The sequence below is a fragment of the Brenneria corticis genome (assembly GCF_003115855.1).
Lineage (GTDB): Bacteria > Pseudomonadota > Gammaproteobacteria > Enterobacterales > Enterobacteriaceae > Brenneria > Brenneria corticis.
Window position 1 is genome coordinate 1 of record NZ_KZ819082.1, and the last position, 22,426, is coordinate 22,426.

Sequence of the window (22,426 nt, forward strand, 5' to 3'; positions counted from 1 at the left end):
AGAAATCGACTGAGGTTAGTGCGCACGAAACCCTCACTGTGCTTACAGATATTCCTTTCCCTGAGTTGTGGGGGATTCTTCAGCCTACCGTAAACGGCGTTAAAAATTGCTCCCGGCAATTTTTTATGCGTTTTGGTGCTTAAAAATCCCGAAATATTCTATATAAATTACCTGGCCTGACCCCAACCTGCACATACACTGGTCTCTTAAAAAACGATTCCGACAATAACTCTGGCAGGAAAAAATGATGAATAAAAAACCGATAACAAACTGGTTGGTAAAGGGTTCTCTGGCGCTGTCATTACTGTTGGGCGGGCAGGGATATGTCTCCGCCACCGAGATTTTAAACAGTTCCTATGATGTTTCCCGGGAGCTGTTCGCCGCGTTAAATCCGGGGTTTGAAAAGCAGTGGCTGGCGCAGCACCCGAACGATCCGCTGACCATCAAGCAATCCCATGCCGGTTCCTCCAAACAGGCGCTGGCTATTCTGCAAGGATTGAAAGCGGATGTGGTCACTTACAATCAGGTGACGGACGTGCAGATCCTGCACGATCGCGGGCAGTTAATCCCCGCCGACTGGCAGAGCCGCTTGCCGAATAATAGCTCTCCGTTCTACTCGACCATGGCTTTTCTGGTGCGCAAAGGCAATCCGAAAGGGATCCATGACTGGAGCGATCTGGTGCGCGACGACGTTAAGCTGATTTTCCCCAACCCCAAAACGTCCGGCAACGCCCGTTACACCTATCTGGCGGCCTGGGGCGCCACCAGTCGGGCCAACGGCGGGGATGAGGCGAAAACCCGCGACTGGATAAAACGTTTTCTGGCCAACGTGGCGGTGTTTGATACCGGCGGCCGCGGCGCGACCACCACTTTTGTCGAGCGTCAGCTTGGCGATGTGCTGATCAGCTTTGAGTCGGAGGTGAATAATATTCGCCAGCAGTACGGTACGGAGAACTATGAGGTCATTGTGCCGAAGGTGAACGTGCGGGCCGAATTCCCGGTCGCCTGGATCGACAAGAACGTGGCCAGTAACGGCACCGAGCAGGCGGCCAGGGAATATTTGAATTATCTCTACAGCCCGGAGGCGCAGCAGATAATCGCCGATTTTTACTACCGCGTGAACAACCCGGCGCTGATGCAAACGCTGGAGTCCCGCTTTCCCGCTACCGAATTGTTCCAGGTGGAAGATCAGTTCGGCCCCTGGCCGCAGGTGATGAAAACCCATTTTGAAACCGGCGGCGAGCTGGATAAATTGCTGGCGGCCGGTCGCCAATAATGCTTTCCGTCGCAAGTAAGCGGGTGCTGCCGGGATTCGCGCTGAGTCTGGGCAGCAGTTTGCTGTTTATCTGTTTGATTCTGTTATTACCGCTGAGCGCGCTGGCGATGCAGCTGGCGGATATGAGCTGGGCGCAGTATTGGGCGGTGATCTCCTATCCGCAGGTTGTCGCCGCCTATAAAGTGACCTTATTGTCGGCGGGGGTCGCCACGTTATTCAATGCCGGATTCGGCCTGCTGATGGCCTGGATCCTGACGCGTTATCGCTTTCCCGGTCGCGCGCTGCTGGACGGCCTGATGGATTTGCCCTTTGCGCTGCCCACCGCCGTGGCCGGGCTGACGCTGGCCGCGCTGTTTTCAACCACCGGCTGGTATGGGGCCTGGCTGGCGGAATACGGCATCAAGGTCTCCTATACCTGGCTGGGGATTACGGTGGCGATGGCGTTCACCAGCATTCCTTTTGTGGTGCGCACCGTGCAGCCGGTGCTGGAGGATCTCGGGCCGGAATATGAAGAGGCGGCGCAAACGCTGGGGGCGAACCGCTGGCAGTGTTTTCGCTACGTGATTCTACCGGAGCTGACTCCGGCGCTGTTGACCGGCACCGCGCTGTCGCTGGCCCGCAGTCTGGGGGAGTTCGGCGCCGTCATTTTTATAGCCGGCAATATGGCCTGGCAGACGGAGGTGATCTCCCTGATGATCTTTATGCGTCTCCAGGAGTTTGATTTTCCGGCCGCCAGCGCGATTGCCTCCGTGGTGCTGGCCGCCTCTTTGCTGTTATTGTTCGCCATCAACGTAGTGCAAAGCCGTTTTGGCCAGCGAACCCGGAGCGTTTAAATGGCCGATCTTTCCACCGTGACTCAGCAACCGAAGCGTCCCGCCCGCCCGCCGCGCAACTGGGGAAAATGGGCGTTGATTACGCTGGGGGTGATATTATCGCTGATTATGCTGGTCATTCCGCTGGTATCGATTTTCGCCGCTGCGTTCTCGCAGGGGTTCGGCGGCGTGTGGCGTAACCTGAGCGATCCCGACATGCTGCATGCGATAGGCCTCACGCTGCTGGTGGTGGCGATCGCCGTGCCGGTCAATCTGGTATTCGGCACGCTGCTGGCCTGGCTGGTGACGCGCTTTCAGTTTCCGGGGCGCCAGCTGTTGCTGACGCTGATCGACATCCCTTTCGCCGTTTCGCCGGTGGTGGCCGGCCTGCTGTATCTGTTATTTTACAGCACCAACGGGGCGGTCGGCGGCTGGCTGGATGCGCATGGGGTGCAGCTGATGTTCGCCTGGCCGGGCATCGTCCTGGTCACCATCTTTGTCACCTGCCCGTTTATGGTCAGGGAACTGGTGCCGGTGATGATGAATCAGGGCAGCCAAGAGGAGGAAGCCGCCGTGCTGCTCGGCGCGTCGGGCTGGCAAATGTTCTGTAAGGTGACGCTGCCGAATATCCGCTGGGCGCTGCTGTACGGCGTGGTATTGACCAATGCGCGGGCGATCGGCGAATTCGGCGCGGTGTCGGTGGTTTCGGGGGCGATCCGCGGCGAAACCTACACCTTACCGTTGCAGGTGGAACTGCTGCACCAGGACTATAACACCGTCGGCGCCTTTACCGCCGCGGCGTTACTCACGGTGATGGCGATACTGACGCTGTTCGTCAAAAGCGCGTTACAGTGGCGCGTCGCCCGGCAGCTGGCGCGCGGGCGGGAAAATCGTCCGCCCGATCAACATTAACGTTTACCGCTTCCATCGTTCATCGCCGATGATGGGGTTTTTTTAGGGTTTAACTCGTGACGACGCTTGAACATTGTATTGGTAATACGCCGCTGGTGAAATTGCAGCGTTTGACGCAGGGAACGGACAGCGAGGTGTGGCTGAAACTGGAAGGGAATAATCCGGCCGGGTCGGTAAAAGATCGCGCGGCGCTGTCGATGATCCGCCAGGCGGAGCTTCGCGGGGAGATTACCCCGGGCGATACGCTGATTGAGGCGACCAGCGGCAACACCGGGATTGCGCTGGCGATGATCGCGGCGGCCAAGGGCTACCGGCTGAAGCTGCTGATGCCGGAAAACATGAGCCGCGAGCGCCAGGCGGCGATGAGCGCCTACGGCGCGGATCTGGTGCTGGTCAGCCGGGAGGCGGGCATGGAGGGCGCGCGCGATGTGGCGCGAGCAATGGCGCTGGCCGGCGAGGGTAAAAACCTCGATCAGTTTAATAACCCGGATAATTCCCTCGCCCATTTTTTGACCACCGGACCGGAAATCTGGCGGCAGACGGCGGGCAGGTTAACGCATTTTGTCTCCAGCATGGGCACCACCGGCACCATTTCCGGCGTCAGCCGTTACCTGAAAGCGCAGCGCGGCGAGATTGTCACGGTGGGGATGCAGCCCGCCGAAGGCAGCCATATTCCCGGCATCCGCCGCTGGGCGGCGGACTATATGCCGGGCATTTTCCGCGCCGACCTGGTGGACCGCACGTTGGATGTGTCTCAAACGGAGGCGGAAGAAACGCTGCGCCGGCTGGCGCGCCAGGAAGGTATTTTCTGCGGCGTCAGCTCCGGCGGCGCGGTAGCGGGCGCGCTGCGCCTTGCGGCGGAAAATCCCGGCAGCCTGATCGTGGCGATCGCCTGCGACCGCGGCGATCGCTATTTATCCACCGGCGTGTTTGATTAGGGCGGGCGCCGCCGCTACTCCCGTTCCAGCGCGTGGATCGGTTCCATTTGCGCCGCGCGCCGCGCCGGGAAGAAGCCGAAGACGATGCCGATCAGGCTGGCGCACAGGAAGGCGGCGATAATCGACCCGCTGGAGTAAACCATGGTGAAATTGGTGCTGAATTCGGCGAACACGACCCCCACCGCCAGCGACAGCAGCACCCCCAGCGTTCCGCCGAACAGGCAGACCAGCACCGCTTCAATCAAAAACTGTTGCATGATGTCGCTGGTTCTGGCGCCGACCGCCATGCGTACGCCAATTTCCCGCGTCCGCTCGGTGACGGAAACCAGCATGATGTTCATCACGCCGATGCCGCCGACCAGCAGCGAGATCAGGGCGATCATGGAGACCAGCAACGTCATGGTGGAGGTGGTTTTCTCAATGGTCTGGCGAATGCTGTCGGTGTTCATGACAAAAAAGTCTTTGGTGCCATGGCGCTGCGTCAGCACTTGGGTAATGCCCTGTTCGGCGACGCTCAGATCGACGTCGTCGTTTACCCGCACGGTAATGCTTTTCAGATATGACTGGCCGATCATGCGTTTCATCGCCGTGGTGTAAGGCACCCAGACGTTCAGGTTTTCATCGCTGCCGAATCCGGACTGGCTTTTACTGACTACGCCGATAATCCGGCTCGGCATCGAGTCGAGTAGAATCACCTGACCGATGGGATCCTCGCCGTTGGCGAAGAGTTTATCCCGGGTGTTTTTATCAATGACGGCGTCCTGCACGAGGTTGGTCACGCTGCTGGCCGGGAAGGTGATGCCCTGGTCAAGCTGGTAGCCGCGCACGGTAAAGAACTGTTCGCCGACCCCGGTGACGTTCGCCGAAACGGCGATATTGCGATAGCGCAGGGTGATGCTGGTGGATACCGAAGGGGTGACGCTATGCACATAAGGCTGCTGAGCCAGCGGCGAAATATCGGTGGCGCGCAGCGTCTGGATCGCGCTGGAGCGCATATCCCCGAAGTCTTTGCCGGGGAAAATCTCCAGCGTACTGGTGCCCATGGCGCTGATATTCGCCAGCACCTGCTGCTGCGAGCCTTTTCCCAAGGCCACCACCGACACCACCGACGCGATGCCGATAATGATCCCCAGCATGGTCAGAAAGGTTCTCATGCGCTGCGCATTCATCGCCAGCAGGGCCATTTTAAACGCATCGATAAAGCGGTCCCTGGCCTGATTGAGCGCTGATATCGCCGCCGGCGGCGAGACGGGCAAAGGCGGCGTCGGTGACGGTTTCACCTGGCGATCGGCGATGATCTCGCCGTCGCGGATCTCGATAATGCGCTGGGCAAATTCCGCGATCTGCATATCATGGGTCACAATCACCACCGTGTGGCCCTGGGCGTGCAGATCGTTCAGGATGCCGAGCACGTCATTGCCGCTGTGGGTATCCAGCGCGCCGGTGGGCTCGTCGGCCAGAATGACGCTGCCGCCGTTCATCAGCGCCCGGGCGATGCTCACCCGCTGCTGCTGTCCGCCGGAAAGCTGGCTGGGGCGATAGTTCAGTCGTTCCCCCAGCCCCAGCCGGCCCAGCAGCTCCGCCGCCCGTTGCCGCCGCGCCTGACGCGCTTTCCCCGCATAGATGGCGGGAACCTCCACGTTGCTCAGCGCGGAGAGATCGCCCAGCAGATGGTAGCGCTGGAAGATAAAGCCGAAATTTTCGCGGCGCAGCTGCGCCAGCCGGTCGCTGCTTAGCGTGCGCACCGACTGGCCGGCGACCTGATAGTCGCCGTCCGACGGTTTATCCAGGCAGCCCAGGATGTTCATCAGCGTCGATTTGCCCGATCCTGATGCGCCGACAATGGCGACCATTTCCCCGCTGTCGATGGTCAGATTGATATCTTTCAGCACCGTAACGGTTTGTTCGCCGTTAGTAAAACGGCGGGTGACGTTATGCAGCGCGAGCAAGGGTTGCGACATGATTACAGCCCCATCGGCGGGCCGGGCCGGCGCGCGGTTGCGGTATTGCCCGACTGCTGGCTGACGATAACGTGCTCGCCTACGCTGACGCCGGCGCGCAGTTGGGTATATACGTTATCGTTAAGACCGACGGTGACCACTCTGGATTCAATTTTCCCCTGGCCCTTGACCACCTGAACGTAGTGGACGCCGTCACGGTGGGTTAGGGCGGTGGCGGGAACCACTATCGCGTTTTTGACGGATGACAGCAGGATGTAGACCTGCGCGGTCATGGAGATGCGTAACACCCCGTCGGCGTTATTGACGTCGAACAGGCCGTTGTAATAGATGGCGCTGCTGGACGAGGTACTGCTGGAGCTGCTGGAAGATGACGAGGAGGTGGTGTCGTCGTCAATCGAGTCCGGGGCGGGTTCAATGTCGCGCAGCGTTGCCTGATAGCGCCGTTCGGGTTCGCCGAGGATGCTGAACCATACCGGCATGCCGGTCTTGATTTTAACGATGTCCGCTTCGGATATCTGCGCCTTGATGGTCATGGTATTCAGATTGGCGACTTTGGCGATGGTGGGGGTGCTTTGCACCGCATTGACCGTTTGCCCCGCCTCCACCGGCAGCGAGACGATGGTGCCGTCCATGGGGGAAAGAATTTTGGTATAGCCCAGATTGACCTGGGCGGTGTTCACGGCAATCTGCGCCTGAACGATTTGCGCGTCCAGGGCGTCAATATCGGCTTTCGTCGCATCCAGCGTCGCTTTGGCGCTGTCGTAATCCGCCTGGGCGCCGACGCCGCGTTTCATCAGCATCTGCTGCCGCTGCCAACCAAGTTCGTCATTGCGCAGCGTGGCGAGCTTGGCCGCCCGTTGCGCCTGCACGTTTTTCAAGGCGGCTTCGCTGTTTTTCAACGCGTTCTGCTGGGTCAGATCGTCAATTTCCGCCAGCAACTGCCCTTGGGTGACGTTATCTCCCAGCGCCACGTGCAGCGCTTTTATTTGCCCCGAGACCTGCGCGCCGACGCTAACCTGCTTTTGCGCCTCAATGGTGCCGTCCGCCAGAACCGTTTCTTCTATATCGCGCGCTTCAGCGGCCGCGGTGATGTAGTTTACGCCCGGATCGGATGGCGATGAAAACAGATAAACCAGCACGGCGGCAAGCACGACGCCAACCGCCACGGTAATGTTACGGGTTGTCATGAATCGTAATGGCATCAGGAGAATGCGTCCTTAAATCTGCAGCGGGGCAAGGATAAAAAACAGCAACGGGTAATTTACCCCGAGTATGGCAAGGAATAGGTAATCTTTAGTCAAAGAAAGGGTAAGGATTACGTAAATCCGGCTGCTAAAATCAGTGTCAAGCCTGAGAATGCACCCTATATCCGTGAATGGAGACAGCGTATGAAAATTTTACTGGTCGATGACGACGTGGAACTGGGCAATATGCTTTGCGAATATCTGAACGCCGAAGGGTTTGCGACATCCAGGGTACTGACCGGCAAAGAGGGGATCGATGGCGCGATGTCGGGGGAATACACCGCGATTATCCTGGATATCATGCTGCCGGACATGAGCGGTATCGACGTTTTGCGGCAGATAAGAAAAAACCAGCAGCTGCCGGTGATTATGCTCACGGCCAAGGGCGACAATATCGACCGCGTTATCGGGCTGGAAATGGGCGCCGATGATTATATGCCGAAACCCTGTTACCCGCGTGAACTGGTGGCACGGCTTAGGGCGGTGCTGCGCCGTTATGACGACCAGCCGAGTAAAAAGCTGGATGAGAGCATCGCCTCATCCGGCGATCTGGTGCTTAATCCGGCGACCCGCAGCAGCGAGTGGCGCGGGCAGTCTTTCGATCTCACCGCGTCGGAGTTTAATTTACTGGAGTTGCTGCTCCGCTCCCCTGAACGGGTGGTATCAAAAGATGAGCTATCGGAAAAGTGTCTCGGACGTCGCCGCGAGGCCTACGATCGCAGCGTGGACGTGCACATCAGCAATATCCGCCAGAAACTCGGCGCGCTGGATGGCAACGAACTGACCATTGAAACGGTGCGCAGCGTGGGATATCGGATTCGTTGATGATGATACGCGGGCGGCTGTTCTGGAAGATATTGCTGGGGTTCTGGCTGACGTTTATCGTTATGTCCCAACTGCTATGGCTGGCGTTTTCTTTGTACGGCGAGCGGCATAAGCCGCTGGAAGAGGAGGTGGTCACGCGTATTGCAACCATGCAGACGACCACTGCCGCCGCGGCGCTACGGCAGGGGGGGACAGCCGAGCTGAACCGCGTGATGGCGCAGTGGCCGGAAAAAGAACGGCGCTATCTCGCGGTAACCCCGTTATCGCCGTCATCGCCTGATGGGGAGATTGCGCCGCCTGAGGGCGAGCCGCCGGACGCGCATCTGTTAAAGCGGGTGAACGGACCGCAGGGGGAGCGTTATCAGATCGGTTTTAACCTCCATCAGCTGCGTGACGAGTTCCGTTCCCGCCGGCCGCCGCTGATCCTCAATATTCCCTCCCCGTTATTCTGGATCGCCGGTCTGGGCGGGCTGCTTTTCAGCTGGCTGCTGGCCTGGAATCTGGCGCGTCCGCTTAATCAGCTGCGCGGCGGCTTCGAGCGCGTGGCGCAGGGCGATCTTGCGGTGCGCCTGCTGCCGGCGATGCGCAAGCGGCATGATGAAATCAGCGAGGTGGCGCGCGACTTCGACTCGATGGTCGAACGGCTGGAGATATTGGTCAGCACCAGAGAACAGCTGCTGCACGATGTTTCCCACGAATTGCGTTCTCCTCTGGCCCGCCTGCAGCTGGCTATCGGGTTGGCGCGCCAGAACGCCGGCAATACGGAAAGCTCGCTGTTGCGCATAGAGCGCGAGGCGGCCCGTATGGACAAGATGATCGGCGAACTGCTGGCATTGTCGCGCACCCAAAACGCCGACGTCGACGAAGAGTATTTTGATTTGCTGGGGCTGGTAACGGCGGTGGTCAACGATGCGCGCTATGAGGCGCAGGTTCCCGGCGTTGAAATCCTGCTGCAGGCGGATGACGGCGTCGATCACACCGTGAAGGGCAATGCCGAACTGATGCGCCGGGCGATCGACAATATTGTGCGTAATGCGCTGCGTTTTTCCTCACGCGCGCAGCAGGTTCGGGTTTCACTGAGCGGCGATGAGCATGAGTGGATCATCCGCGTGGCCGATCAGGGGCCCGGCGTAGAGAAAAGTAAGCTATCCAGCATTTTTGATCCCTTTATCCGCATTGAATCACCGCTTTCCGGCAAAGGATACGGGCTGGGGTTGGCTATCGCCCGTAGAGTGGTGCAGGCGCACGGCGGGCATATTGAAGCGGAAAACGGGGCGCAGGGCGGGCTGGTTATCTGTCTGCGTATTCCGCGCTGGAAATGACGCCATAAACATAAAAAACGGCGCCCTTGTGAGGCGCCGTTTTCAAACCATCGAAGACGATATGGTTTATTTCTTAATACGGATAACCGGCGTTTCACCCACAACCACGGTGCCGCTCAGCTTAATCAATTCCTTGATTTCATCCATATTGGAGATAACCACAGGGGTCAGCGTGGACTTGGCTTTCTCTTCCAGCAGAGGCAGATCGAACTCGATAATCAGATCGCCTTTCTTAACGCGCTGGCCTTCCTCGGCGATGCGTTTGAAACCTTCGCCTTTCAGTTCGACGGTATCGATACCAAAGTGAACGAATAACTCGATACCGCTATCGGATTCGATAGAAAAAGCATGGTTGGTTTCAAAGATTTTACCAATGGTGCCATCTACCGGAGCGACGATTTTGTTGCCCGTAGGTTTAATGGCAATACCGTCGCCGACGATTTTTTCAGCAAATACGACGTCCGGCACATCTTCAATATTGACGATTTCGCCGGACAACGGGGCAATGATTTCGATGCTGCCGGTGTCTTTTTTGTCATCAGAAACCAGAGATTTCAATTTATCGAACAAACCCATGATCTTCTCCTAAGCATTAATATTGGGCCAGCATGTGGATCAGCAGAGCGTTTTTTCTTTAATGAATCGGCTCACCAGGTTACTCAACTCTTGTGCTGTCGGTTGGGATAACGCCTGTTCCGCCAGCGCCTTCGCATCCCCGTAATTGGCGTTACGGATAATTTTCTTGATGCTCGGGATAGAGATTGCACTCATGCTGAATTCGTCCAGACCCATTCCCAATAACAGTAGTGTAGCACGTTCGTCACCAGCGAGCTCACCGCACATTCCCGTCCATTTACCTTCGGCATGGGATGCGTCGATCACCTGTTTAATCAGGGTCAATACTGCTGGGGACATCGGGTTGTAGAGATGAGAGATCAGCTCATTACCGCGATCAACTGCCAGAGTATACTGGGTTAAGTCATTTGTCCCAATACTAAAGAAGTCAACTTCTTTCGCCAGATGATGAGCAATGGCCGCCGCCGCCGGCGTTTCAACCATTACGCCCACTTCGATGGCCTCATCAAAGGCTTTGCCTTCTTCCCGCAGCTGCGCTTTCAGTATCTCCAGTTCCGCTTTCAGTTCACGTACTTCTTCGACGGAGATGATCATGGGGAACATGATGCGAAGTTTACCGAAACTGGAAGCCCGCAGGATGGCGCGCAGTTGGGCGTGAAGGATCTCTTTGCGATCCAGACAGATACGGATCGCCCGCCAGCCCAGGAAAGGATTCTCTTCCTTTGGCAGATTCATATAAGGCAGGTCTTTATCGCCGCCGATATCCATCGTACGGACGATCACCGCCTGAGCGCCAACGGCTTCGGCAACGGCTTTATAGGCCTGGAACTGCTCTTCCTCGGTCGGCAGGGAATCACGATCCATAAACAGGAATTCAGTACGGTACAGACCAACGCCTTCGGCGCCGTTACGTTCGGCGCCGCCGACATCGCGCACGGTTCCGATATTGGCGCAAACTTCCACCTGATGGCCGTCCAGCGTGATGGCGGGCAGATCCTTCAGTTTGGCGAGTTCGTGCTTTTCAGAGAGGTATTGCTGCTGAACGGCTTTTAATTCTTCGATAACTTCTGCGGAGGGGTTTTGGTAAATTTTGTTATTCACCGCATCCAGAATCAGATAATCGCCGTTTTTAACCTGTTTGGTGACGTCCGTGGTGCCGACAATCGCCGGTAATTCCAGCGAGCGGGCCATGATGGAGGTATGGGACGTACGGCCGCCGATATCGGTAATAAAGCCCAGCACCTTGTCCAGATTGAGCTGCGCGGTTTCCGAGGGGGTCAGGTCGGTGGCGACCAGAATGACTTCTTCTTCGATATCGCCCAGATCGACGATGTTCATATCAAGAATGTTTTTCAGCAGGCGTTTGCCGATATCGCGCATGTCCGCGGCGCGTTCTTTCAGATATTCATCGTCAAGCTCTTCCAACGCCTTCGCCTGATTTTCAATCACTGAAAATGCGGCGGCATCGGCGGAAGCGTGTTCTTCTTTAATCAGGGCTATGATTTCCTGCTCGAACTCTTCATCTTCCAGCAACATGATGTGGCCTTCGAAGATGGCTTCTTTCTCTGCGCCCAGCGTTTTACCCGCTTTGTTCTTGATGGCTTCCAGCTGTTTTGCGGCCTTGGCCCGACCAGTCAGAAAACGTTCAACTTCGTGCTCTACTTGATCCGCAGAGATTTTTTTCCGGTTGATGACTATTTCATCATCTTTCAGTAACAGTGCCTTACCAAAAGCGATACCCGGTGATACTAATATGCCTGAAATCATAACCCTACCTTACTCGATTCTGATGTTCACTAAAAAAGCCAGCCTGTTATTCAAGCTCTGCCATCAGTTTAACCAGATGTTCCACGGCTTTTTGTTCGTCTTCACCTTCTGCAGCGATAGTAACCACGGTGCCCTGAGTCAAACCGAGAGTCTGCAGCTTGAACAGGCTCTTGGCGCTGGCGCTTTTACCGTTGGACGTGACGGTGATTTCAGAAGCAAAACCTTTGGCTTCCTTGACAAACTGAGCAGCAGGACGAGTGTGCAGGCCATTCGGTGCGGTAATAGTCACTTCTTGCTGGAACATTCTGTTTTCCCCAACTTATGGATTAAATTGATGTTGTGGAACTAAAGCTTAGCGTATCCACTGAACTTTAGCCTGTGTGGTTAGCACCTGATTATGTTACAGGGGCAGGCCGGGATGCGGCAAGGAAACGGCGAAAAGTATTTCCTGAATAAAATACCACCAAATATCGCCTGATTCTCAAATCATTGCTTGAACTCAGCAAGCAAAACGATGATACAGCCATTTTGGCATCGGTTAAATCGATTCAGCGTTCAGCGACGTTTTTTGGCGGGTATTAATTTCACGCATCAAAATAATTGTCCGGTTAAATACCGGACCTGACGCAGAAAAGCAATCCATCTATGCTGTAAAATTTGAACTAGGCCACAAAAAAGCACTGAAAAAAGCACCTGAACAGGTGCTTTTTTTAACATTTGATTTACTTGCCGTGGTGCGGAGAAAAAGAATTTACTGCTGCAGTTCCTGCTCGGTAAACAGGTCCGCAAAAAGCGCCGTACTCAGGTAGCGTTCACCGGAAGATGGCAGGACGACAACGATGGTTTTATCCTCGAATTCTTTTTCTTTGAGCAGATTCAGCGCGGCGGCAACTGCTGCGCCTGAAGAGATCCCGGCGAGAATGCCTTCCTCTTCCATTAAACGGCGCGCGGTGCTGATCGCGTCTTCGTTGCTGATTTTCTCTACCCGATCGACCAGCTTGAGATCGAGGTTATCCGGGATAAAGCCGGCGCCGATCCCCTGAATCTTGTGTGGGCCTGGTTTTATCTCTTCACCCGCCAGCGCCTGGCTGATAACCGGCGAATCAGACGGTTCTACCGCCACGCTGGTGATAGCCTTGCCTTTGGTGTTTTTAATGTAACGGCTAACGCCGGTCAGCGTACCGCCGGTACCTACGCCGGCAATAAAGACGTCGACTTTGCCGTCGGTATCTTCCCAGATTTCCGGCCCGGTGGTTTTTTCGTGAATTTCCGGGTTGGCCGGGTTACTGAACTGCTGTAACAGCAGAAAGCGCTGCGGATCGCTGGCGACAATCTCTTCCGCTTTGGCGATAGCGCCCTTCATGCCTTTCGCGCCTTCGGTCAGCACCAGTTTGGCGCCCAGCGCTTTCAGCAGCTTGCGACGTTCGATACTCATGGTTTCCGGCATGGTCAGGGTCAGCTTATAGCCGCGGGCGGCGGCCACATAGGCTAACGCGATGCCGGTATTGCCGCTGGTCGGCTCCACCAGTTCGACGCCTTCTTTCAGCACGCCGCGTTTTTCCGCATCCCAAATCAGGTTGGAACCGATACGGCACTTAACGCTAAAACTGGGATTGCGCGACTCAACCTTGACCAGAATGCGTCCGTTGCCGATACGGTTCAGACGAACCAACGGCGTATGGCCGATTGTAAAAGAATTGTCTTCGTAGATCTTGCTCATAGCCTGTCCTTATAACTGTATGAAATTTTTGCTAACATTTGCGAACATTAGAGAGAATACCCGTTCATACTTTTCAGTGAAGTAAAGAATTGCTATATCGTTATGTTCTTAGGAAATATCTTTTCATTACAATAGAAAGCATCGGTTCATGTGCGTCAGATCTCACAACTGTTTTCGCTGCGTGGCGGAAAGATGGCGATAACGATCAACCCATAGCGTGGTGGCGCCGCAAACCGCGACCGGCATAATCACCAGATTCAGGAAAGGAATCAGCGTAAACAGACCTATCAGCGCGCCAAACTGCATATTGGCGACTTTATGCTGCCGCAACGCCTGGCGCATGGCGGGAAAGTCGACCTTATGATTATCGAAAGGATAGTCGCAGTACTGAATGGCCAGCATCCAGGCGCTGAACAGAAACCATAGCACGGGCGCGACGGTTTGACCGACGCCCGGTATAAAGTAGAGCAAAAACAGAAACAGGGCGCGCGGCAGGTAATAAGCCAGTTTCTGCACCTCGCGCTTCATGATGCGGGGAACGTCCTTGGCAATACTCAGGATGCCGGCGTCGGGCAGCGGCTGGCCGGTCAGGCGCGCTTCCAGCTGTTCCGCCAGCAGGCCGTTAAAAGGGGCGGCGATAAAATTGGTGATCGTGCTGAACAGATAGCCGAAAACCAACACGACGGAGAGCACGGCGATCGGCCAGAGAAGGTAGCTAAGCCACTGCAGCCACGTCGGAACGTGGTTCATAAGCTGCGGGATCCAATCGCCGAGGCGGGTGAAGAGCCACCAGAAAGCCCCTCCCATCAGTAAAATATTCACCAGCAAGGGCAGGATGACAAAACGCCGGATGCCCGGCAGTGAAATCAGCCGCCATCCCGCGAGAAAATAGTGTACGCCGCCCTGTGGTTTGGCTACCGGTCTGGAATGAAGCATGGGTCATGTTCTCAGTCATTAATTCGTGATTGCATCATATCGGGATGATTTTAGACTGACCAGTCTGCATTTGGATGAAAAAACAGCAAAAAAATGCGTTGTATCTATCTTTCTTGTCATAATGTACCGTGCAGACTTGCACTTGTGTACGCAGGCAAATAGAGTTAGTGATATAAAGTAGTTGCCGTGGTGGCAATGTATTGAAACAATTGGGATAGCAATGATGCAGGACTTGCGTCTGATATTAATCGTCGTTGGTGCGATCGCTATAATAGCGCTGTTACTGCACGGCTTGTGGACTAGCCGTAAAGAGCGTTCGTCCCTTTTTCGCGATCGCCCGGTTAAACGTTTGAAAAACGAGCGAGATGAAACGCCGCTTGACGATCTCGACGAAGGCGTCGGCGAAGTTCGGGTAAAAAGCTCGCGTTCGCAGAATGAGCCTTCCCTCGGTAGCTACAATGAAAAGGAAGAGGCGCGCCCCGAAGCCAAATCGCCGTTTGGCAAGACGCCGGTGCAGCCCGGTTCCGCTTACGATCCGCTGCTGGACGAAGCCACGCCGGTTGACTCCCCGCGCACCCAGCCTCGCGGCGACGATCGTCCCAAGATTGTTGAACCGAAACTGGATATGCCGCCGCGGGAAACCTCCGCATTCTCCGACGATTTCCCTCCCGCGGATACGACCCATGAAACAGAATCAACCGCCGACCACGCTCAGCCGTTTTCGCCAGAGCCGGTTCAAAGCGAACAGCCGAAAGAGGCCGTTTTGGTTCTGCATGTCGCCGCGCATCAGGGCGGGGTTATCGGCGGCGAGCTGCTGCTGCAAAGCGTTCTGCAGTCAGGGTTCCAGTTCGGCGAGATGAATATTTTCCACCGTCACGTCAATCCGGCCGGAGCAGGGCCGGTATTGTTCAGCCTGGCCAATATGGTGAAACCCGGCTCATTTAACCCGGACGAAATGTCCGAGTTTTCCACCCCCGGCGTTTCCATGTTTATGATGGTGCCTTCTTACGGCGACGCCGGGCAGAATTTTAAGCTGATGCTACAGTCGGCGCAGCGTATTGCCGACGACGTCGGCGGCGTGGTTCTGGACGATGAGCGCAGAATGATGACGCCTCAGAAAGTCGAATCTTACAAAGCGCGTATCCGGGACGTATTGAAAGCCAATACCTGATGGCGCGACTGGCTGATAGTGATAAAAACCTCCGCGTATGGAGGTTTTTTTATTGATTTTCATGCACCGCAGGTTGAAAGATGAGTGAAGCGAAAGGACTAAAACAGGATCTGGGACTGATACAGGGTATCGGCCTGCTTGCCACTTCGTTGCTGGGAACCGGCGTCTTTGCGGTGCCGGCGCTGGTGGCGCAGATCGCTCGGCAGGATAGTTTATGGGCCTGGCCGCTGTTAATGCTTTTTGTGTTCCCTATCGCCGTGGGGTTTGCGGCGCTGGGGCAACGTTTTCCCAACGCCGGCGGCGTCGCCCATTTCGTCAACCTGGCCTTTGGCCCTCGTCTGGCTCGGGTTTCCGGCTGGCTGTTTCTTTCGGTGATCCCGCTGGGGCTGCCCGCGGCGCTGCAGATCGCCGCCGGTTTCTGGCAGGCGGCGTTTGGCTGGAGCGCATCCGGGTTGCTGCTGGTGCAATTGCTGACGCTGGTGGGCATTTGGCTGCTCGGGCTGCGTAGCGCGGGTTCCAGCGCCAATATCCAGGTTATCATCGCCATGCTGGTGGTCGGCCTGGTGGCGGCCATCTGGTGGCGGGGGGATATTACGCCAGGCCATATCCCCTGGCCGTCGGCCGGCGACCTCTCCTGGAGCAATACCTTTAGCGCGCTGGCGGTGATGTTCTGGTGTTTTGTCGGTCTGGAGGCCTTCGCCCATCTGGCGACGGAGTTCCGGGTGCCTGAACGCGATTTCCCCCGGGCATTGCTGATCGGCATGCTGCTGGCGGGGGCGGTTTACTGGGGATGCACCGTCGCCGTTTTGCACTTTCATGTCTATGGCGACGGCTGGGCGGCCACGGCCTCATTACCGCGGATTGTGGTGCGGTTGTTCGGCGAGCACGCGCTGTGGATCGCCTGCATTGTCGGGTATCTGGCCTGCTTTGCCGGCGTGAATATCTATACGCAGGGGTTTGCCCGGCTGGTATGGTCGCAGGCGCCGAAGGGCAGTTCGCTGGCGAAACTCTCCGTCGGGCGGGCGCCGGCCAATGCGCTGTCGGCCGTGGTGATATGCTGTTTAATCAGTTGCCTGCTTATTTACTGGCTGGTGTTGCCGCTGGACCTGCTGATTGTGTATGCGAACGGAATTTTTGTTTTGATCTATCTGCTGTGCATGCTGGCCGGGTGGCGTTTGCTGCAAGGGCGGGCCAGGGTGATGGCGATGATTGGCAGCCTGCTTTGCTGCGCGCTGCTATTGATGATCGGTTGGAAGTCCCTGTATGCGCTAACCATGCTGGCGCTGCTGTGGATTTTTCTGCCGCAGCGACAAGCCAAACTTATCGCTGATTGATGCAACGCCTCCGCACCAAGGCGAGAGGCGTTGATTATCGGATGGTTTATGCGTTTTCGTCGTCTGGCGCGGCGGCGGGTTTTTCCGCGGTGGAAAATTGCGCTTCCAGCTCGGTCAGACGCTGCTCCAGCCGGGCGATTTTCTCACGAGTGCGCAGCAGCACCTGGGTCTGGACGTCGAACTCTTCACGATTTACCAAATCAAGCCGGCTGAATTGCGCCTGCAATACCTGACGGATTTTCTTCTCTACGTCATCGCCCAATTCCCGGATACCTTTCGGCATGGACTCATGCACCTGACGGGCGATCTGCTCAATCTTTTTCGGGTCAATCATGGCGCTTTCCTGATTCTGCTATAGATAGGAGTAAGTGTAATGCGAGTTGGGGAAGGGATAAACCAAAACCCGCCTTTACATTGCAATTATTCAGCGCTGCGATGTCACATTTCCTGTTGCCGATCAATTGCCCTGTCACTTTATTAGCGTTATAGTAAATCCGCTTATTCTCAGGGCGGGGTGTAATTCCCCACCGGCGGTAAACCAGGCGTATATTCCGTATACGTGCTGGAAGCCCGCGAGCGCTCATGGTTGGTTTGCCAGCAGCAATGGTTGGTTTTCCCGCGTGAGGTCAGCAGATCCGGTGTAATCCCGGAGCCGACGGTTAGAGTCCGGATGGGAGAGAGTAACGGTACCTGTCGGGTGTGATGCCCGCTCGCGTTATTTTTGTTAGTCATTGCCATGCAAGCAGTGGTAATGATTACTCCTCAAGCTCGCCCTGATTCTGGTAACCCATATTAACATTGAGGTTTTTTTACCATGAATCAGACATTACTTTCTGAATTTGGCAATCCGGTTGAACGTGTAGAACGCGCACTTGACGCACTGCGTGAAGGACGTGGCGTATTGGTGTTGGATGATGAAGATCGTGAAAACGAAGGCGACATCATTTTTGCGGCGGAAAATATGTCCGTGGAACAAATGGCGCTGACCATCCGCCACGGTAGCGGCATTGTTTGCCTGTGCCTGACGGAAGAGCGTCGTCAACAGCTGGAATTGCCGATGATGGTGACGCACAACTCCAGTCATTATCAGACGGCGTTCACCATTACCATCGAAGCGGCGAACGGCGTCACCACGGGGGTTTCCGCCGCCGATCGCCTCACCACCATCCGTACGGCAATCGCGGATGACGCCAAACCGAGCGATTTGAATCATCCGGGGCACGTTTTCCCGCTGCGCGCCCAGCCGGGCGGCGTATTAACCCGCGGCGGACATACCGAGGCGTCCGTTGATTTGGCCAGGCTGGCCGGCCTGAAGCCCGCCGGCGTACTGTGCGAACTGACCAACGATGACGGCTCCATGGCGCACGCGCCGGAAGTGATCGCCTTTGGCAAAAAACATAATATGCCGGTGCTGACGATTGAGGATCTGGTGGCCTATCGCCAGGCGGCGGAACGCAAGGCAAGCTGATCTTTAGACGGGCATACCGCAGGGGCCGATATTATCGGCCCTTTGTTCCTTATAGCGCCGCTATGCTTTTCTTGCCAGCAGCGTGGCAAAACGCAGTTTTATTCTGTTGCCGTTCACGTCGGTTTTGTGCAACTCGCCGATATCTTCGTTATATTTGATAATCTCCCAGTCCGCATAATAATTTTTCAGTTCGCCTTCTTTAAAGGTGAAAGAAAACGGCAGCGGGCAAGGGTAGTCATCGGTCGACATGGCCGCAATAATCAGATTATATCCGCCGTCCGCGGTGCTCTCCTGCATATTGCGAATGATGTGCGGAATACGGTCGCGCTCCAGAAACATCAACACCACGGTGGAGAGAATAAAATCGTACCGTTCTGCTATTGCCGCCAGGTTGATATTGTAGATACCGGTCTGAATATTCTTCAGCTCTTCGCTTTTGATGATCTCATTCAACGAATAAATACTTTGCTCGTTTTTGTCATAGGCGGTGACGTCAAAGCCGCGCAGATTCAAATACAGGGCGTTACGTCCGCCGCCGCAGCCTAAATCCAGCGTTTTGCAGGGCTTGATAAACTGCAGGGCGTGAACGACCTCGGAATGGGTACGGGTGAGCGCGTATTTTTTATGGTAGAAATCTTCCGCGCTACAGAAAAAACTCAGCTGACATTGCAGGTCGTCGGAAAAGGAAACGATGCGGTGCCATGCCTGCGGTTCCACCAGCGGCGGCGGGTTTTGCGCCGAGAAATGAAAGGTTTCTTTGGTTTCGCCATTGTCGTGCAATAGCGCAAAGGTCATCTCTCCCTGCAGGATGGCGAGCCTGGCCCAGGTGCCTTCCTGGGTGTTGTGTTTTTCCTGGAAGGCCGCCGGCAGGGTATGGCTGTTCCATTGCGGCATTTTTTTATAACAAATGAGATCTTGCATGGTTACCTCGGTGGATAGGTTTATTACCGTATTCTATAAAGCCGCGCACAGGCTGGCCAGAAAAATGTATTTCAAATGCATCTTTTGTTGTCAACGAGATATGAGATCGTTTTTGCTGCGGCAATCGCGGGGATGCTTCCAGTCAGGTTGCCTGGGAGGAATCAAGATACAAATACCCCGGCGTGTTTGCCGGGGTATTCCGTGACCGCGATGGGCGGTTAGCTACATTTTGCGCATTGAGAAGACTGGATTATCTGGTAGAAATCGTTGCCTTTATCATCAACCAGAATAAAGGCCGGGAAGTCTTCCACTTCAATCTTCCAGATGGCTTCCATACCCAGTTCCGGGTATTCCACGCAGGTCAGACTCTTGATGCTGTTCTGCGCCAGAATGGCCGCCGGGCCGCCGATACTGCCGAGATAGAAACCGCCGTGTTTGTGGCAGGCATCGGTCACCTGCTGGCTGCGGTTGCCTTTCGCCAGCATGATCATGCTGCCGCCGTTGGCTTGCAGCAGATCCACGTAGGAGTCCATGCGTCCGGCCGTTGTCGGGCCTAATGAACCGGAAGCGTAACCGACGGGGGTTTTCGCCGGACCGGCGTAGTAGATTGGGTGATCCTTAACGTACTGCGGCAGGCCTTCGCCGTTATCCAGACGCTCTTTCAGTTTGGCATGGGCAATGTCGCGACCGACGATGATGGTGCCGGTCAGGGAAAGGCGGGTGGACACCGGGTATTGCGACAGCTCTTTTAAAATTTCCGGCATCGGGCGGTTAAGGTCGATTTTCACCGCATCGCCTTCACCCGCCTGACGCAGCTCTTCAGGGATATATTTACCCGGATTGTGTTCAAGCTGCTCCAGCCAAACCCCTTTGCGGTTGATTTTCCCCTTGATATTGCGGTCCGCCGAACAGGAGACGCCCATCCCGACCGGGCAGGACGCGCCGTGACGCGGCAGGCGGATAACGCGCACATCGTGGGCGAAATATTTACCGCCGAACTGCGCGCCCAGGCCGAAATCGCGCGCGGCTTGCAGCAGTTCCTGCTCGAGGGCGATATCGCGGAATGCCTGACCGTGTTCATTACCTTCGGTGGGCAGTTCATCATAATATTTGGTCGACGCCAGCTTGACGGTTTTCAGCGTGGTTTCGGCGGAGGTGCCGCCGACGACAAAGGCGATATGGTATGGCGGACAGGCGGCCGTACCCAGCGAGCGCATTTTATCCAGCAAAAAGGATTTCAATTTCTCGGGGTTCAGCAGCGCCTTGGTTTCCTGATACAGATAGGTTTTGTTGGCGGAACCGCCGCCTTTGCTGACGAACAGGAATTTATACTCTTCGCCCTCGGTGCTGTAGAGATCGATCTGCGCCGGCAGATTGGTGCCGGTATTGACCTCTTTGTACATATCCAGCGCGGCATTCTGCGAGTAGCGCAGGTTATCTTCGGTGAATGTGTTGTAAACGCCATGGGACAAGGCTTCGGCGTCATTGGCGCCGGTCCACACCCGCTGGCCTTTCTTGCCGACTATAATGGCGGTGCCGGTATCCTGACAGGTTGGCAGAATACCCTTGGCGGCAATTTCAGAGTTGCGTAGAAATTGCAGCGCCACGTATTTGTCGTTCTCGCTGGCTTCCGGGTCGTGAAGAATGCTGGCGACCTGCTGCTGATGAGAGGGACGAAGAAAGAAGGAGGCGTCATGAAAAGCTTGCTGGGCGAGAAGGGTCAGCGCTTGCGGTTCGATTTTCAGAATATCCTGGCCTTCAAACTGCGTAACGGAAACAAAGTCGCTGCTAAGAAGGCGATATTCGGTGCCATCCTTACTTAGTGGAAAAGGATCTTGGTAATAAAAGGGTTTAGTCGACATTTTTTTCTCACTTGCGTTTGCATTATTAGTGGGTTTATATCCTGCATGATTCTAATAACCTTCGCATAAGGCTTGACTGGCTGCATACGCATCGGGCACAAATGCAAAAGCAATAATCCCTATAATAGTATGGTTTTACGCCGGGTAGAACCACTTTGCTGCATCACATAATTGGCAATAAAATTGGGAAAATACTTTTTATTTACAACCTCATGGGAAAAGTAAAATCATTGTAATGAAATAGCTTTAATTAGCGGGATTAGATGCGTTAAGTAATTTATTTAAATTACTTAATTAAAATAATAAGGGGTTTGGGCAAAATAAGGCGTTAATGTGCGCGGTTAATTTTTTAAATCTATTGCCTAAGCGCAAAATAATATAAGCGAAACGCAGCGCAATCGCCATTGAAGCGTTGCGCTTTATTGTTTACGGGCGTGAGTTTGTCGGTGAAATAGCGGCCGTGTCCTGCTGAGCGAGCAGGTTATCAATCATCCATAAGCCCGCCGGGCCGGGCGGATGGGGTTTAGACCAGGCGATATCCACCTCAATCTGCTGCGGCCAGCCGGCGACGGGCAGCTCAACTAAAAGCTGGTGGCCGAACTGTGAAACCAGCCAGCGCGGCAGGATGCTCCAGCCGAAACCCTGCTCCGCCATCTCCAGCAGCATCAGATAGGAGGGCGCCGACCAGACGGCGCCTTCAGCCTGCAGCCTGTCGCCGCGTTTATAGGTGTTGAGATAAAGCTGGCGCGCGGTGGCAAGCTGGCTGCGGGTGACGTTTTTTTCCGCCGCCAGCGGGTGGGCGGCCGCAACGAATACCGCCATTTCTGTTTTTATCTGCGATCGGGAAACCGCGATGTCCGGCGGATAAGCGGGTTGCGCCCGCACCAGCCCGACGTGCGCGCGCTGGGATTGCAGCAAATCAATCACATCGTCATCTTCGGCGATCAGGCATTCAAACTCAATATCGGGAAAGCGCCGTGCGAAGCGTTGCAGCACCGGTTCGTAATGCATGGTTTTCCAGGTATCGGACAGCACAAAGGTCAGCCGGGGTTCAATCTTGTCGGCCAGCCGGATCGCCAGTTCATCCAGCGCATCGCTGGCGGCAAGGATTGCCTGCACGTAGGCCAGTATTTTTTTGCCCGCCGGCGTCAAGGTGGGTTGATGCTTGGCGCGGTCGAACAGCGTCAGCCCCAAATCCGCTTCCAGATTGGCGATGGCGGTACTGACGGTGGACTGGCTTTTATGCAGATGCCGCGCCGCCGCTGAAAATGAACCGGTATTGACGGCGGCGACAAAGGCCAGCAGGGATTCAGGGGAGTAGCGCATATCTCGCTCTATCGCTTTTATCGATGGATTCTAATTTTATTCTATCAGTTAATGC

20 protein-coding genes and 1 riboswitch are annotated in these 22,426 nt (G+C 55.6%); of the genes, 9 read left to right on the top strand and 11 right to left on the bottom strand.

From position 1 onward, the window contains the following. Positions 1 to 247: 247 nt before the first annotated feature. The 4 genes from DDT56_RS13730 to cysM are packed head-to-tail and all read left to right on the top strand — an operon-like array spanning position 248 to position 3,938. Positions 248 to 1,276 (top strand): sulfate ABC transporter substrate-binding protein, encoded by a 1,029-nt coding sequence (locus tag DDT56_RS13730; protein ID WP_136167133.1) that lies wholly within the window; start codon positions 248 to 250, stop codon positions 1,274 to 1,276. After that, positions 1,276 to 2,109, top strand: a complete 834-nt coding sequence (cysT, locus tag DDT56_RS13735) for a sulfate/thiosulfate ABC transporter permease CysT (protein WP_136167011.1) — start codon at positions 1,276 to 1,278, stop codon at positions 2,107 to 2,109. The genes DDT56_RS13730 and cysT overlap by 1 nt, the downstream gene beginning before the upstream one ends. Further along, on the top strand, positions 2,110 to 3,000 hold the full coding sequence (cysW, locus tag DDT56_RS13740) for a sulfate/thiosulfate ABC transporter permease CysW (protein ID WP_136167012.1): 891 nt from the start codon (positions 2,110 to 2,112) through the stop codon (positions 2,998 to 3,000). 56 nt (positions 3,001 to 3,056) lie between these two features. Continuing rightward, positions 3,057 to 3,938, top strand: a complete 882-nt coding sequence (cysM, locus tag DDT56_RS13745) for a cysteine synthase CysM (protein WP_136167013.1) — start codon at positions 3,057 to 3,059, stop codon at positions 3,936 to 3,938. A 14-nt stretch (positions 3,939 to 3,952) separates the two neighbouring features. Here the strand turns inward: cysM and DDT56_RS13750 are convergent, their stop codons facing one another. Both DDT56_RS13750 and DDT56_RS13755 read right to left on the bottom strand, forming a co-directional pair. Beyond that, on the bottom strand, positions 3,953 to 5,899 hold the full coding sequence (locus tag DDT56_RS13750) for a MacB family efflux pump subunit (RefSeq protein ID WP_168197627.1): 1,947 nt from the start codon (positions 5,897 to 5,899) through the stop codon (positions 3,953 to 3,955). A 2-nt stretch (positions 5,900 to 5,901) separates the two neighbouring features. After that, positions 5,902 to 7,101, bottom strand: a complete 1,200-nt coding sequence (locus tag DDT56_RS13755) for an efflux RND transporter periplasmic adaptor subunit (protein WP_136167014.1) — start codon at positions 7,099 to 7,101, stop codon at positions 5,902 to 5,904. A 186-nt stretch (positions 7,102 to 7,287) separates the two neighbouring features. Here DDT56_RS13755 and DDT56_RS13760 point away from each other — a divergent pair, with 186 nt between their 5' ends. Together DDT56_RS13760 and DDT56_RS13765 are read left to right on the top strand one after the other, a co-directional pair. Then, positions 7,288 to 7,968 carry a response regulator transcription factor gene (locus tag DDT56_RS13760; RefSeq protein ID WP_136167015.1) on the top strand — a complete coding sequence of 227 codons (681 nt, stop codon included), beginning with the start codon at positions 7,288 to 7,290 and terminating at the stop codon, positions 7,966 to 7,968. Further along, on the top strand, positions 7,968 to 9,290 hold the full coding sequence (locus DDT56_RS13765; protein ID WP_136167016.1) for an ATP-binding protein: 1,323 nt from the start codon (positions 7,968 to 7,970) through the stop codon (positions 9,288 to 9,290). Before DDT56_RS13760 ends, DDT56_RS13765 begins: the two co-directional genes overlap by 1 nt. 66 nt (positions 9,291 to 9,356) lie before the next feature. Here DDT56_RS13765 and crr read toward each other — a convergent pair whose 3' ends face one another. The 5 genes from crr to cysZ all read right to left on the bottom strand — a co-directional run bounded on the left by crr (position 9,357) and on the right by cysZ (position 14,289). After that, positions 9,357 to 9,866: a PTS glucose transporter subunit IIA gene (crr, locus tag DDT56_RS13770; RefSeq protein WP_136167017.1), complete on the bottom strand. Its 510-nt coding sequence runs from the start codon at positions 9,864 to 9,866 to the stop codon at positions 9,357 to 9,359. A gap of 39 nt (positions 9,867 to 9,905) precedes the next feature. Next, positions 9,906 to 11,633 (bottom strand): phosphoenolpyruvate-protein phosphotransferase PtsI, encoded by a 1,728-nt coding sequence (gene ptsI, locus DDT56_RS13775; RefSeq protein WP_136167018.1) that lies wholly within the window; start codon positions 11,631 to 11,633, stop codon positions 9,906 to 9,908. Between the two features lie 46 nt (positions 11,634 to 11,679). Beyond that, a complete protein-coding gene (gene ptsH, locus DDT56_RS13780; RefSeq protein ID WP_009114311.1) occupies positions 11,680 to 11,937 on the bottom strand; it encodes a phosphocarrier protein Hpr in 258 nt (85 codons plus the stop codon). A gap of 447 nt (positions 11,938 to 12,384) precedes the next feature. Continuing rightward, entirely contained in the window at positions 12,385 to 13,353 is a 969-nt protein-coding gene (gene cysK / locus DDT56_RS13785; RefSeq protein WP_136167019.1) for a cysteine synthase A, read from the bottom strand. A 162-nt stretch (positions 13,354 to 13,515) separates the two neighbouring features. Further along, positions 13,516 to 14,289 (bottom strand): sulfate transporter CysZ, encoded by a 774-nt coding sequence (cysZ, locus tag DDT56_RS13790; protein WP_136167020.1) that lies wholly within the window; start codon positions 14,287 to 14,289, stop codon positions 13,516 to 13,518. A 220-nt stretch (positions 14,290 to 14,509) separates the two neighbouring features. On the opposite strand from cysZ, the gene zipA reads away from it, so the two are divergent. Both zipA and yjeH read left to right on the top strand, forming a co-directional pair. Continuing rightward, on the top strand, positions 14,510 to 15,460 hold the full coding sequence (zipA, locus tag DDT56_RS13795) for a cell division protein ZipA (RefSeq protein WP_210417030.1): 951 nt from the start codon (positions 14,510 to 14,512) through the stop codon (positions 15,458 to 15,460). 80 nt (positions 15,461 to 15,540) lie between these two features. Then, positions 15,541 to 16,794, top strand: coding sequence for an L-methionine/branched-chain amino acid transporter (gene yjeH, locus DDT56_RS13800; protein ID WP_136167021.1), 1,254 nt, complete (start codon positions 15,541 to 15,543; stop codon positions 16,792 to 16,794). Between the two features lie 46 nt (positions 16,795 to 16,840). On the opposite strand, the gene ubiK is transcribed toward yjeH, so the two are convergent. Next, positions 16,841 to 17,128 carry a ubiquinone biosynthesis accessory factor UbiK gene (gene ubiK, locus DDT56_RS13805; RefSeq protein WP_136167022.1) on the bottom strand — a complete coding sequence of 96 codons (288 nt, stop codon included), beginning with the start codon at positions 17,126 to 17,128 and terminating at the stop codon, positions 16,841 to 16,843. Between the two features lie 162 nt (positions 17,129 to 17,290). After that, positions 17,291 to 17,480: riboswitch (FMN riboswitch) on the top strand. A 128-nt stretch (positions 17,481 to 17,608) separates the two neighbouring features. Between ubiK and ribB the strand changes: the two genes are divergently transcribed. After that, positions 17,609 to 18,262, top strand: coding sequence for a 3,4-dihydroxy-2-butanone-4-phosphate synthase (gene ribB, locus DDT56_RS13810; protein WP_136167023.1), 654 nt, complete (start codon positions 17,609 to 17,611; stop codon positions 18,260 to 18,262). Positions 18,263 to 18,322: 60 nt separating this feature from the next. Here the strand turns inward: ribB and tehB are convergent, their stop codons facing one another. The 3 genes from tehB to DDT56_RS13825 all read right to left on the bottom strand — a co-directional run bounded on the left by tehB (position 18,323) and on the right by DDT56_RS13825 (position 22,371). Then, positions 18,323 to 19,183 (bottom strand): SAM-dependent methyltransferase TehB, encoded by an 861-nt coding sequence (gene tehB, locus DDT56_RS13815; RefSeq protein ID WP_136167024.1) that lies wholly within the window; start codon positions 19,181 to 19,183, stop codon positions 18,323 to 18,325. 218 nt (positions 19,184 to 19,401) lie between these two features. Continuing rightward, positions 19,402 to 21,045 (bottom strand): class I fumarate hydratase FumA, encoded by a 1,644-nt coding sequence (gene fumA / locus DDT56_RS13820; RefSeq protein WP_136167025.1) that lies wholly within the window; start codon positions 21,043 to 21,045, stop codon positions 19,402 to 19,404. Between the two features lie 426 nt (positions 21,046 to 21,471). Then, positions 21,472 to 22,371, bottom strand: coding sequence for a LysR family transcriptional regulator (locus tag DDT56_RS13825; protein WP_136167026.1), 900 nt, complete (start codon positions 22,369 to 22,371; stop codon positions 21,472 to 21,474). Positions 22,372 to 22,426: the final 55 nt, after the last annotated feature.